Annotated in this window: 8 protein-coding genes and 2 pseudogenes; 3 read left to right on the forward strand and 7 right to left on the reverse strand. The window is 41.1% G+C overall.

Features of this window, described 5'->3' with window-relative positions:
• Positions 1 to 26 precede the first annotated feature (26 nt).
• Both ACIFQN_RS35230 and ACIFQN_RS35235 read left to right on the forward strand, forming a co-directional pair.
• Positions 27 to 3,521: an Ig-like domain-containing protein gene (locus ACIFQN_RS35230; RefSeq protein WP_429837706.1), complete on the forward strand. Its 3,495-nt coding sequence runs from the start codon at positions 27 to 29 to the stop codon at positions 3,519 to 3,521.
• Between the two features lie 500 nt (positions 3,522 to 4,021).
• On the forward strand, positions 4,022 to 4,195 hold the full coding sequence (locus ACIFQN_RS35235; protein ID WP_429837707.1) for a hypothetical protein: 174 nt from the start codon (positions 4,022 to 4,024) through the stop codon (positions 4,193 to 4,195).
• Between the two features lie 78 nt (positions 4,196 to 4,273).
• On the opposite strand, the gene ACIFQN_RS35240 is transcribed toward ACIFQN_RS35235, so the two are convergent.
• From ACIFQN_RS35240 to ACIFQN_RS35260, 5 genes and pseudogenes are all read right to left on the reverse strand, one after another.
• Positions 4,274 to 5,086 (reverse strand): hypothetical protein, encoded by an 813-nt coding sequence (locus tag ACIFQN_RS35240; protein ID WP_429837708.1) that lies wholly within the window; start codon positions 5,084 to 5,086, stop codon positions 4,274 to 4,276.
• 57 nt (positions 5,087 to 5,143) lie between these two features.
• The gene (locus ACIFQN_RS35245) at positions 5,144 to 6,007 is read right to left on the reverse strand and encodes a tyrosine-type recombinase/integrase (protein WP_429837709.1); all 864 of its coding nucleotides are present in this window, start codon (positions 6,005 to 6,007) and stop codon (positions 5,144 to 5,146) included.
• A 1,710-nt stretch (positions 6,008 to 7,717) separates the two neighbouring features.
• Positions 7,718 to 7,936: a hypothetical protein gene (locus tag ACIFQN_RS35250; protein WP_429837710.1), complete on the reverse strand. Its 219-nt coding sequence runs from the start codon at positions 7,934 to 7,936 to the stop codon at positions 7,718 to 7,720.
• A gap of 298 nt (positions 7,937 to 8,234) precedes the next feature.
• Positions 8,235 to 8,672: an Rpn family recombination-promoting nuclease/putative transposase gene (locus ACIFQN_RS35255; protein WP_429837713.1), complete on the reverse strand. Its 438-nt coding sequence runs from the start codon at positions 8,670 to 8,672 to the stop codon at positions 8,235 to 8,237.
• Between the two features lie 358 nt (positions 8,673 to 9,030).
• A pseudogene (locus ACIFQN_RS35260) lies at positions 9,031 to 9,473 on the reverse strand (LamG domain-containing protein).
• Here ACIFQN_RS35260 and ACIFQN_RS35265 point away from each other — a divergent pair.
• Positions 9,474 to 9,659, forward strand: a complete 186-nt coding sequence (locus tag ACIFQN_RS35265; protein WP_429837711.1) for a hypothetical protein — start codon at positions 9,474 to 9,476, stop codon at positions 9,657 to 9,659.
• A gap of 611 nt (positions 9,660 to 10,270) precedes the next feature.
• Here ACIFQN_RS35265 and ACIFQN_RS35270 read toward each other — a convergent pair.
• Together ACIFQN_RS35270 and ACIFQN_RS35275 are read right to left on the reverse strand one after the other, a co-directional pair.
• Positions 10,271 to 10,657 (reverse strand): annotated as a pseudogene (locus tag ACIFQN_RS35270) (LamG domain-containing protein); the annotation flags it as partial.
• A gap of 970 nt (positions 10,658 to 11,627) precedes the next feature.
• On the reverse strand, positions 11,628 to 13,675 hold a 2,048-nt coding region (locus ACIFQN_RS35275; protein ID WP_429837712.1), incomplete at its 5' end, for an Ig-like domain-containing protein.

Raw genomic sequence — 13,675 nt, forward strand, 5'->3', positions numbered from 1 at the left:
GTGCTATTAATAAGACTACGATTGAAGTGAAATTTACAGCAGCTGTTGATGCTGTCGAAGTATCTAACTTCACGCTTTCCAAAGGTACAATTGACACGGTTAAACTTTCCGATGACAAGAAAACTGCAACCGTTGGCGTTCAGGGCTTGAACTATGGTGAGAGCGTTACTGTAAAAGTAGCTGGAGTTAAAGCTGGTGACAAAGTAGTTCCTGAAAAATCAGAGACAATCAAAGTTCCATTGATCAACGAGATCTATGAACTGTCAATCAACTCTGATGATGCGGACAATGTAATCCTTGCTGATGGCGCGACCAAAACAATGTTGACTGCCACTCTTAAGGAAAAGAAAACTGGAAATGTAGCTGATGTAGATGGTGTTGTCAAGTTCTCTGCTACAAAGGGCGGTATTGCTCAAAGCGAAGTTACCCTTGAAAACGGTAAAGCATCTGTTCAATTGACATCTGCTGCATCTGATACAAGCATTGTATCTTTCATCACCGTAATCGTTGTTGATGCTCCGGCAGCTAAGGAATATGAGGGTCTCACTGGACAATTCCAAGTAACCTTCTCTCCAGATCCTGGTTCTGAGAATCCGTTGAAATTCGTAACTGCTGTTAAAGCTGAATCCAACCAAGCAGACCGTTTCTTCGTAACCTTCTCTGACAAGATTAGTGCTGTTGATTACAAAAAAGTTGTGACCGATCCTAAGTATAATGGTAAGAAGTTTGGCATTAACGTTGACGGTCATCAGGTAGCAGTGAAAGATGTAATTCAAAAGTCGGATAAAGTTCTTGAGTTCATCCTTGACACCGACAAACCAGGATCTGCGAAACCTGCATCTAATAAGATTAGCCGTGCAATCACAGGTGATTTAACAGCTCCAAACTATCTGCAAGATAACGAAACACATATCCTGACTTTCCCTGCAAATGTAGGTGAACTCGTTCTCGCTAACACAGGTATCCAGTTCATCGTAACTGACGCTAAGCGTCCATTTATCTATGGGGTAGAATCACAAGATCAACTTGAATTCAAAGTGAAATTCTCTGAATCCATGGCTGAAGACTTGGCGGAAGGCGTAGATGGGCAAGTCAACGATAAATTCTTGCTCGACGGTAAGAAAGTTCGTTTGCACGAAGGCGCCGCTAATGCTCAACAAGTAGCTGATGCAAAGGCGAAGAATGAAGTTATTGTTACTAAATTGGAAGTTGGATTCTATAACGCACTTACTGGTCAAGACACTCGCAATTACGTGAACTTCAAATTGCATCCTGACTTTAAGCTTGGTGCAGGTACTCACCAAATCCAGATCGCGAATGTTGGTGACTGGGCTGCGCTCGTTGACTCTAACAACTTGGTAACTACGCAAACATTTGACTTTACTGTTCATGTCAATGATGGCAAGCCAGTTCCAAGCATTCAAGTTCAATCTCCAGAGCAATGGTTGATTTCCTTCAACACGCCAGTTCAGTCTATTGACGAAAAGGTTGTTGAGGATGCATTTAAGCTCTATAAAGCGGATGAACTTACAACTCCATTGGTTTACGGTGAAGATTACGTCATCACTCCAGTGGATGAAGAAGGCAAGGCAATCGTCGCTACTCTTCAAGCTGGTGAAGCTGTTCCATACGCAGATAAATATCTGGTTGAGTTCAAAAAAGACTGGACTGTTTACTATGATACAGCTGCTACAAAAGATAACTACTTCACCTCAACTAAGAACCCTTATAAGGTAGTAGTTAACAACCTGCGTAACGGTCTCTACAACCAAATGAACGAGACTCCTTTGAGCGTTACGCTGAATTTGGATGGAGTATCTCCTACGATTGCTAGCGCTGTTGACGTAGGCAAATTGGAAAACAAAACCGCTAACGGTCATGTAGTAACTGACAACGGTCAAGCGGTATTTGTAAAAATGAGTGAACCAGTACAAATCACTGGAAATGGAAACACGCTCCCATTGACTGCAAGTCAAGAGCAAACCAATGGTACTGGAATTCCACAGCCTACATTTGAGTTTGTTAAGGGCGATAAAGTAATCCCTGGTACAGTTAAAGATGGCACTGTATGGGAAGATGATAAAGACTTCGTCGTTGTTCCACAAACTACACTTGAAGCTGGAACTTGGACGCTGTACATCCGTTCGATTTCTGACGATGTAGGAAATACCTCTGCTACTGTAAATACCCAAGTAACTGTAGAAGCTACTGCTACTATTACAGATACCAAAGTGGCATGGGCTGCATTCGACAACGATGGAACAAAAGACTATCTCTACATCAAGTTTACAAAAGAAATGGACGCTTCCGGAGCAGCTGGTGTATCTCGTACAACGAACTACATCTTCAACGCTGTAGCATTGCCAGACGGTTCTCAAGTTGTTCGTGGTATTAAAGATGTTACTAACGATTGGGACGGCGTGACCATCGAAATGCCTAAAGGTGGATTCGACGGTGCGAACCGTGATAAAGTTGACTTCCGCTCCGTATTGAACGTTGCGAACAACTTCAAAGCGGCTGATGGTGAAGTCCTCTCTGGACCATATGAGGTACAGCTGGAAGATACTAATAGTGATAGTAATTTCGCTGACAATGATATGGTATTCGAAGCAGTTTACTACAATAAAGATGCATCCGCTGCTTTGAATGATGCAGCAGTATTGGGTGCAACTGCATTCGATGAAGATGCTGATGGTAAGATTGATGCAGTTGAACTGAAACTTGACAAAGCTGTAGATTTTGCTGGAACTGACGAAGTGAAAGTGAATGGTAAAACATTCAAGTACGCTTCTGGTACTGGCACTACATTGGTCAAGTTCACTGCTATCAGTGATTCCAATGAAGTATCAGGTACTAGCACAACTAGCCTTCAAGTTACAGCATACAACGGTGGCATTATCATTAATGATGGCCTTGTCGTTGATGAAGCAGCACCAGTCGTAACAGCTCTGAAAGGCGCTGCTGGAAGCAAAAACGTAACTCTTACGTTCTCTGAAGTAATTAAGTCGACAACTGGCGATGGAAAATTGACTAAAGACGACTTTGAATATGTTGAGGGTACAGGCGGAACTACAAATGGTCCAATCGCAAGTGTAGCGACAAACAAAGGTAAAGTTTCTTCCTTGGTAGTAACTCTTACCAACGAACTGAATGCGACAGATGCGAAAAAGGACACTGCAAAACTGCTGAATACTGTAGTTGACTTAGCAGGTAATGCAGCAACTGGCACGCCAACTCCTGCTAACAATGCACCAACAGTAGCAAATGCAATTGCAGACACAACTGGTACTGCAGGTGGTGCGGTTGTAACAGTTGACGCATCTAACACCTTTACAGATGCAGATGGCGATACACTGACTCTTTCCGCAACATCCAGCAATACAGCGTTCGCTACAGTAACTGTAAATGGTAATGACATCGAAGTTACTCCAGTTGCTGCAGGTACTGCAACAATCACCGTAACTGCTATTGATGGTAACGGTGGCACTGTCACTGAAACTTTCGACATCACAATCTCTTAAAAAAATCACGAAACGTTACTTCATAAACTCATCTGAGTGAAAGAAGTGGAGAAAACCTCTTAGACTAGACAGCAGTGTTAAATCTAAGAGGTTTCTCTCTAACTACCCTGTCGAATAGATTGGCGCAATTCCAATCCATGAGAACAGCCTAATAAACTCATGTGCCTAATCCTCCTGCACGAAGTAGTCCTATCACAACTGCTCCTCGTGAAGTCAGGTGAAGTCGTACTTGTTAGAAGCAAGGCGGGGCTCTTTAAAAGCTGGCTATGGTCAGGAGACGAATCCATGGTGACCCAATACGAGATAGCTGTTGTCAGGTAATAAGCGCTAGGGGTTTGGCAACAGTCGATGTGCGCGAGATCGTACAGACGAAGCAGGAACAATTCAGGCTGTTAAACCTGTTTTTCTCGGATTGTATAGTGGGGACCTACGGTCAGCAAAAATAGGGATAGACAAGGTGGAACGTTTGAAGTCTTATCAGAAGAGGTGGGATAGCACCAGTGAGGCTGATAAGATGGCAGCGGGTTCGTAGTAGTGTAGATGGCTTGCCGTTTGTACCCGTAGTGGCAACACAGGCGGGGAGGAGAAAACTGGCCGGAGCGAAGGAACCCAGTCAGCGGATAAGAAGGAATGAAAACAAACAATGGGCAAAGTTGATTGTTTCGTTCATTTAAGTCAAAAAAGCTGGCCCACAGTAGATAATCTACTGTGGGTCACCTTTGCTTTTAAATCCGAAAAAATGTTAAGTTACTTTATGAAAGGCTACGCCTTGAGTTTCCTAATAAACTGTTCACTTGGGATTCATACCCATAACGTTGAAAGAATTCAATTAAAGCAACTGTAAAGATATCACGTTGGCTTATATTTTTTTCTTTGCTGTATTCACGTACCATTTGATCAAGCGTATTAGTCATGTGCACCGATTTAGTTATAAAAATACCTGGAACAATATACCTAGGAACTTTTCCATTTCCTCCATCTGGAACAAATAAATCAATCAATCTCTCTTTATTACGTTCTAACATCTCCAACAAAGGAAGGAATGGTTCTACGAAAGCCATCTCTTCACGACTTCTTTTGTAGGGAGACGATTCATTATTATGTAAGTTTGTTTCATCAGTAATTTCAACATTTACCTGATGGAATTCATCACTGACATCAGCAAGTTTCCCGTGAATTTTTTGATAGTTCTCTAACTCGGATGACCATTGATAACCCTTTGCTCTCATATAGTTAGCCAGTTCCCGATGATCGGAAAATCCAAGCTTTTTGGCAATGGATTTGGCGTTTTCTTCTTTTTTATTAAACAATGAGATGATGGTTAACGCTTTGGATGATACACTGCTCTCCCAATCATATTTTTCACTCTTAGCTTTGGCATACATCGGTACATAGGTTTGCTTATTGCGATCCCAGCTAAAATTTTTTCTTCGCATGTAAATGTCCAGCGTTTTATAATTTTTATAGCCAAGTTCTTGTGCCAGCTGATCTCTTGTTTTTCCTTCAGCCAGTTCTCGCTGTATTTCTATGACACGCTCGTCATAAATGGGTTCACCTAACTCCACAGTAAATATTACCCCTCTCTATTTTCCTTTTCTTTTTAGCTCCCTCAATGAAACCGATTATAAGGTATTTACTGCTTCACTTAGTTGCTTTAAGTCCGTATGCGTATAAATACTGGTTACCTTCAGTGAAGAGTGACCCAAGAGCTTTTGGATTTGAACCAGATTCACGTCTTTCTTTACTAATTGACTAGCAAAGCTATGGCGTAGAATATGGGCAGTTACTTTCTTTTTCCAATTTAATTTTTTAACTGCATCAGATATCCCTTTGTTTACATATACGGCGGAAAACGAACCTGTTTTTTTGGTACAAAAGAGCAGGTTTGAATGAGTAGACGGTCTTTGCGTTTGCATATATTGTTGCAAAATGGGTAAAAGCCTATTCGATATAGGGATAGATCTGTCTTTATTCCCTTTACCTGCGATAACATGAATCACTTGTTTGTTCATGTCTACATCATTCAATGTTACGTTCAGACACTCGGAAATACGCATTCCTGTTAGATAAAGCACCCTCACCACTACCTTGATGGTTTCGTGCTCAATGGCATTGACTAATTCCTCGACCTCTTCATCTGAAAGTGCATTGCGTTCCTTCTGTTGGACACTGATTGTTTCCACTGAGAGTGCAATATTACGTACTACGTACTCTTTTTTATAGGCGTAATTAAAAAAAGAACGGAGAGTATGGAGATTACGTGCTCTACTTGCTGGTGCTTGCCCACGAGTTTCTTTGAGGTAGTAGAGAAACTTGTCAATATCATCGGATACAATTTCATCAACAAATACTTCGCAGTTAAACTGGTTTTCCAAAAAACGTTGAAAGGCAGTTAGATCCTTTTGGTAACCAGAAATAGTAGCGCTGCTCCGATCAACAGATGACAAGTATTGAAGGAAATTTTTAATGACCGTTTTTAATAGCATTACATTTTGCCACCTTCTCAGTTGGAGACTTTTTTTATTTTGTATGGTTATTGTTTGATCAGGAATTTATATGTATCATAACCAATTGCTTATATTTTATAACAAAATTATGTAGAACGGTCTAGCGCCTCTGAAAGCATACTATACTCATATGAAACAACTTACAGGTGAAGTAGGACTAAATACTCACCAAGGAAGAAACGTTAAGTATTTGAGAATTTTTTTCTTTCAATATTATTTCCTGATACGTATTCTGATACTGTATTACCCAAGTTGATTATGTAAAATAGAACATATAAAATCACCGTTACTTTTTACCTATTTTTGTAATACCTGATCAAGTCACTGAGTCTGCGAAGTCTATTATCGCATCCAGAACTGCTTTGTTCAGGATATGATTGTAGATTCTCCAAACTGTCCATACACGAATTCATTTGCATTGAAAATAAACTGTATTCGATACACGTTTTTGATATATAGAAATGTTTACTTTTGCGTATTCTCTGGAGTAATTTACTTTGTTAGAAGCTTATACCAACTGTTCCAGTTTGTTTTAATGACTGTACGGATCTTATAATCACATTCATCATATGGTATCAACCTACAGTAGAAAAAAATGGTAGTTTTGAAATAGTTAGGTTGTACTATTTATCTGTGGTAGTGCAGTCTAAATGACATAGTTAAAACAATTACTTTTAAAAAAATTCAAAATTATTATTCCTGCTTTTCCGCAATTATTAACCGTTTGATCCGCCTCTTTGTGTTCTTTAATGTCACCTTTGCTGATTTACTAGAACGACGGTTAGAGCCGTTTTTTACTCTAACAATACACAGCAGCTAGCCAAGAATATTTGGACCGAATCTGGCCCTTCTGGAGCTGCTAGAACGTTACGGGGACAGATTATATTAGTTACATCGTTCCGCCGCTGAGAGAGGCCTAGTAAACGCGTTATACGGTCACTGTAATTTTTTGTTACCCAATCTTTGGGTCTGACCAAGACGGTTTATTAGTTCATGCTTGAATACAAAAAAAGGGAAGTTTTCAATCATAGGGATATTTTCGCTGTGGCTTTGATTAGATTCTAACAGTATATGGATTTAAAGTTCAGATTGAAACGTTACTTGGACTATAGAAGCTGCTAGTAAGATGGCGATGAAAAAGTTGAGGTAATTGAAGAGTGAGGAGGAACGCTTTGTTACATATGTACTTTTTTAAAAACGTGCAGAGAAGAAAGCAAAAAACCCCTATCATCAATGAATGAAAGGGCTTTGACATTGATTTGAAAGACGGTTCACATGCTTACTCCCATTGTAAATATGGATACTCGCCCATCTCCCATACATCTGAAAAATCCCAGTCCTCAAATAATTGTAGGTCACTCATTTGTAGGGAAGTAAGTGGAATACCCTTACCAGTGTCACTCTGACCAGTCGTATCTTTGATCGTAGTAGGAATTGTTTACGGAATTAATACTGATATTCTTACCGATCAAACCGCCAACTACGTTTGTATTAGTCTCAAGCGTTCCAGCAGCATAGGTTTTTGTAATCGTATTGCGATTGAATCCTACCAGACCATCGATGTGAGCTTCAAGATTATACTCTCCACCCTTTATTTTAGTGATTGAGTAAGAATCTAAGATGGCCGACATTATCCCCTACCAAATCTCTGATCATCCTAGCTTCAGAGAAGATCATACCTTTGGAAAATCATTCTTCGATTGTACTCGCGTTTTCGTTAGTTCCGACAAGGCCTCCGACATCGTTAGCCCCCACTAGTCCCTCGCTATATTTACTGCCAGTTATCGTCGTTTCCGCGAATGAACCGATCAATTTTGTACCTGTATCCATTCTCCCAACATGTCCGCCAGTATAATAAGCTTTGTTTGTCAGATTTCCCGAGCCGGAACTAATCACTAATTTTTGCATTATCGTCAATACTCCCGAAGAAACCGATGTTTCCACATCCGTTTATATACAGTCCCTCGATGGTATTCCCGTTACCGTCGAATGTTCCCGTAAACGGCTGATTTTGTGTACCGATTGGAGTCCAACCACTTCCAGTATTATAAGGAGGATTCAATCTTTTTTGGCGCGATCCCATTTTCTAGTAGTAGGTACTGCTCAAACTCCTCGATCGGGTTCATTCTTTCCCTCCTGAAAAACAAAAATGCCCTGCATCCATTGAATGGATACACGGCGGCCTGTGATGCTGATGAGCTTACAATTAGTGAAGCTGCTCTTTTAGTTTTTCGATTTCTTCTGTTGGCAAACCCGTTGCTTTTGCAACCATTTCAACAGTCATGTCCATCGCTAGCAGGTTTTTGGCAATTTCCATTGCTTTTTGTCGCTCGCCTTCCGTTCGTCCTTCCGCCTTAGCTCCCTCAATCATGTTGAGCTCATCCTTTAACGCCTTTTCCCGCAACTCGTACAGTCTACGGGCTTCCTTGTCTTGGTTCAGAAATTCAAGCACGTCAACCGCCTTACGAATCGTCGGTTCGCTCATCGCCAATTCCTCCAGTTTCGTTTTGCTCTCAGCCTTCAGAAACAGCAGCCATTTGACCAACAGATCACTTGTTTCCTGTTGCACTCCTTCGACGAAATCGACGATGGGATTAATCCGCTTGGTCACGTCATCACCCTCCCTTTCCCGTTCATTGTCTATACTTCCATTATACCACCGGAACGCTTTTCAGACACTCCAGCCAAAGCCTCCTTTCAGACATATTCCTATTAATAATATAGGATTCAAATCTTGGCAGAAACATACGTTCTGTTTCGTTTGAAAGGGGAAGGGGTACGGAGAGGACGAAAAGAGGTACTGACTGCATTCTTTATAGTTTGTAGCAAGGAAACATGGGAACGATTTCTTGCGAGAGATAGAACCTGACTAATGGGTATGGAAACAAAAAAGGAATACAGTGAGCTTAGGGAGGATTTTACAGTCAGTTTTCACGAACAGAAAAGGGCCTACCGCATTTCCGCGATAGACCTGTTGTTCAAGTGCTAGTAACAACCACTACCTAGCGCTCTACCTTGAATATTTCTTGAATCTCCTCATCCGTTAATGCTCGATTGTACATTCGGAATTCATCTAAAGAACCCCACAGTGCGTACCAATTATTATCTACTCCGCCGATGTACAGGTCTTTCGTATTTGCCTTACTAAAATCAATTGGAGTAGCGAATGTTTTTTCATTCTCGTTCACCCCATTAACATATGCTCTTTGTTTCCCGAAACAACAAAAGCAACATGCTGCCACTGAGAGGGAGTAAGATTGGTAATCGTTTGTTTCTTCCATTTATCATTATAAAAACCTACTGTATTATCCTGGGTAAACACATAGCTGTAAATACTGTCTTCATTGTCCTTAACAAATACACTGTGTATTCCCTTTGGTACTATATATCCATCGCCATCTTTCCCTACCGTGTTATCGATTCTGACCCAATAGGACACAGTCATTTGATCGGTGAACTGGAGAGAATCATCATTTGTTACGACCACTCGGGTGGGATTATTAACACCTTTAAATTGAATAGCATCACCACTGACGCCATCAACATAATCAGTTCGATCTTCATATTCAATTTCACCAACATTATGATTACCGGAACGATCATCTACATCTCCATCAAATCCAAGATGTAATACAAGATTGGTATCAATGTCTGGATCTACGCTATTCTCGACTTATCCTTTAATAGGTTTCGTTCGAGCCTACACCGTGCGGGCGACTTTCATCGCACACGGCGTTCCATCAACGGATAATAAGTATTATAGAAGTACAATGGGCATTTTCATTTTAATCGATTATTGTCTAGCTTGACACCTAACTAAAGTTCATGGTGTTGATCTGGGAGTAAAAAAACGCTTCTCAAAAACACCAAATAGAACTACGGGTTCAAACGGCAAGCCGTCCTCACTACTACGTACACGCCGCCATCTTAGCGACCACTTAGGGTGCTATCCCACCTCTTCCAGCAAAACTTCAAACGTTCCACCTGCCTGCCACATTGAATGTGATAAGCATTTTTACCCTTTTCACATGGCGTCTTACAACGATCACAGCAATAAAGCCTTAGTTATAGATCCCATCATTACCATACTGTGAAGAATCTTTAATACGATTCCCGTTATCATCCAATTTCCAATATCCATTTAAATCAACTTCATTCCCCTGTAATGCATGATCCATATCATAGCTAATTTCACTTTGGGATCGAGCCACTCCCCAAATACTTACTTCCCGAATCCATCCATCAAAAGCTCGGTCTGAAATCTAATCCTATATGCAAATCTGTGTGATTCAATGCCAGACTAGCCCCTTGCTTTGAAATATCCAAATCTCCGTTAATATACAGTCTCAATTCCCCGTTACTGTCCGGATCATATACCACGGCCACATGGTACCATGTATCGGCACTCAAACTGCCATTCGAGGTTATCTCATTATCATTTCCATCATTGACTGTAAAATTAATACGTCCGTCTCCCGATGTTCCTAAACGTAATGCATAGGATGGAGTAGAATTCTCCTGATACTTTGAGACTATTCCGGCAAGACTTCCAAAACTTCTCGGCTTGACCCAGGCTTCGATCGTTAACGAAGTGGGACTTAGCTCAAAGCTATCAGGGATGCTTATGGAGTTATTGCCATTAAACTCTTTGTAATTTACGCTATTCTCACCTTATACCACTTTTATGGTTTTCGAGTCGAGCCTACACCGTGCAGGCGACTTTCATCGCACACGGCGTGCCATCAACGGATAATAAATTGATCAGAAAGAATTACAATGGGTGAAAATATTATACAGACAAATGATCCACATGACACCTATCTAAAGTTAGTTGTATTCACCGTGAACAAGAAAAATCCCTTGAGGGAAAAATCAAAAAGGACTGCAGAAATCATCTTTCTGCAGTCCTACTTGGTTGAATTCACTTGTTGATTTGAGAAACCACAACGCCCATTGTAAGTTCTCGTATCCTTCTTATCCGCTGACTGGGTTCCTTCGCTCCGGCCAGTTTTCCCCTCCCCGCCTGTGTTACCACTACGGGTCCAAACGGCAAGCCATCCACACTACTACGAACCCGCCGCCATCTTATCAGCCTCACTGGTGCTAACCCACCTCTTCTGATAAGACTTCAAACGTTCCACCTTGTCTATCCCTTGTTTTGCTGACCGTAGGTCCCCACTATACAATCCGAGAAAAACAGGTTTAACAGCCTGAATTGTTCCTGCTTCGTCTGTACGATCTCACGTACATCGACTGTTGCCAAACCCCTAGCGCTTATTTACCTGGCACCAGCTATCTCGTATTGGGTCCACATGGATTCGTCGCCTGACCATAGCCAGCTTTTAAGGAGCCCCGCCTTGCCTTTCGCAAGTACGACTTCACCTGACTTCACAGAAGCAGTTGGTATAGGACTGCTTTCTGTGCAGGAGGATTAGACACATGAGTGTTTAGGCTGTTCTCATGGATTGGAATTTCACCAATCTTTTGAACAAGGTAGTTAGAGAGAAACCTCTTAGATTTAGCACTGCTGCTTAGTCTAAGAGGTTTTTTCTACTTCTTTCACTCAGATGAGTTTATGAAGTAACGTTTCGTGATTTTATTAAGAGGCAGCAATTACTGTCACTGTAGTAGCATCAGATACATTTTTGTTAGCATCTGTTGCTGTTACTGTAACTTCAGTATCTACAACTTGTTTGGCGATAGTTACGATGTAGCTACCATCCGCGGCAGCAACAGCTGTACCAAGCACAGTGTCGCCAGCTTTTACTGTTACAGTGGAACCAGCTTCAGCAGTACCAGTTACTGTTGTAGAATCAGTTGTAATATCACCAGTCACTTCTGGAGCATCAGGAGCTGTAACATCATATACTTCAACTGTGAAGGACACTGGAGCCAGTTCTTCTTTATTGAAAATTACTGTCAAAGTAGCAGATTTTTTAGCACCATTAACGTCATCTGCAGCTGTAACTGTAGTTTTAGAATCTACAGCGATTACACTTGCATCGCTAGTTACTACTTCCTCGATAAGAGAATCAACATCAGCTACCTCTTTACCAGATTGAGTAGTTACCTTGATGTTTTTAGCTAGTTCGCTCAAGTCATAGCCTGTTACAAGGTCTTTAGTGTTTAGTTTCACCAATGGATTCACCAATTTGCGACTTGCAACTACATCAGTAGTATCCAAAACTTTGATTGTAGCAGTACCAATTGTCAAAGTACCAGCTTTAACTGTTACTACAGTGGTTCCAGCTTTATCAGCGGTATCAGCTTTTTCAAATACGTTAGAAGCTCCACCAGCCTTGATAAGGGCATCCGTTGGCAATTCAAATTTCAGGCTAGTATCAATACTACCAGAAGTAGTAAGATCTTTTACTTTATTACCATTTCCATCTACTTCGTATACCTTAATTGTAGCATCTGCATCTTCTGCATCAGGGTTAAGGTCAATATGATCGTCGGTAGCTTCGATCAAATAGTTGTTCACTGTGCCAGCAGTAGTGGCATTAACAGTTACTTCTTTCTTAAGAGTACCAAGGGTTAAGGTCAGCTTGGTGGAACCAGCTTTGAGCCCTTGAACTTCAATATTAGCTTCACCGGCAATTACTGTATGTGAAGAAGAAACTGGTTTTGCAATAGTTTCATCAGCAGAAGTTACAGTTACTGTGGAAGGGGTGAGGACTTTGTTTCCGTACTGGTCTTTAATCGTCAACGCCAATTTTCCAGCTGGTGAACTGGAAGAACCTACAACTGCAAGAGTGTCAGCTGCTTCTAGAGCTGTAGCAATTGGATTGGCTTTAACATCGAGTTGGATTGTTTTAGTTGCTTTACCGTTAGTTGCGCGAACATATGCAGTACCAACAGCAATTGGACGAATGTCGCCAGTAGAAGCAGTTACGGCCAAAACAGTTGGTGTGAGAGATTCGTAAGTAGTATTTGCATCAGCAAACTCATCGCCGAACTGGTCTTTGAACGTAGCAGCAAGTGTGAAAGAAGGACCACTAGAAGGTTTGCCATCAGCATCCAATCCAGTTTCGTTTCCACCTGTACCCAAGAACAACGTCTTAACCTCAACAGGTGTAGAAGCACCATCAACTAGTTTGAAAGTATCTACAGTAGCTGCTGCAGGAGCTTCAGTAGCAAGTACTTTATTACCTGTAGTCAGTTCAGTACCTTCAATTGTGGCATTTAAAGTAATAGATGTTTTATCTTGGAGATTTACAATGTTACCGTCAGCAATTGGAAGGTTAGAAGCAAACTTGGCAACAAAACCAGATTTCAATACATTACCTTTTGCATCTTTAACTGTAATGTAATTGTCTAGATCTACATCAGCTTTAGCTGGCAATTTTGATACGGAGAATTCAATGCTAGCTGGAGCTACTAAAGTATAAGTAAACTCGTCCTTATCAGGAGCCATAGTAGTTCCGTTTGCATCTTTAATCTCTGCTGTATCAACTGTGTATGCTTTACCTTCAGTCAAAGCATCAAAAAGAGTAACAGTTGCGGATTTCTTATCTTCTGACAACTGCGCTGCTTTTACATAAACGCGACTGCCATTATCTTTTTGCGTTACAGTAAAGTTGGATGGCAACACTTCAGAAACAGCATTGTTGAACTTCACTTCAACAGTTGTACTGTCAATAGCAC

This window comes from Brevibacillus sp. NRS-1366 (assembly GCF_050467985.1).

Excerpts from the sequence above, each read along its gene's own strand:
- ACIFQN_RS35245 (WP_429837709.1), bottom strand. The coding sequence starts at position 6,007 with ATGCTATTAAAAACGGTCATTAAAAATTTCCTTCAATACTTGTCATCT.
- ACIFQN_RS35250 (WP_429837710.1), bottom strand. The coding sequence starts at position 7,936 with ATGCAAAAATTAGTGATTAGTTCCGGCTCGGGAAATCTGACAAACAAA.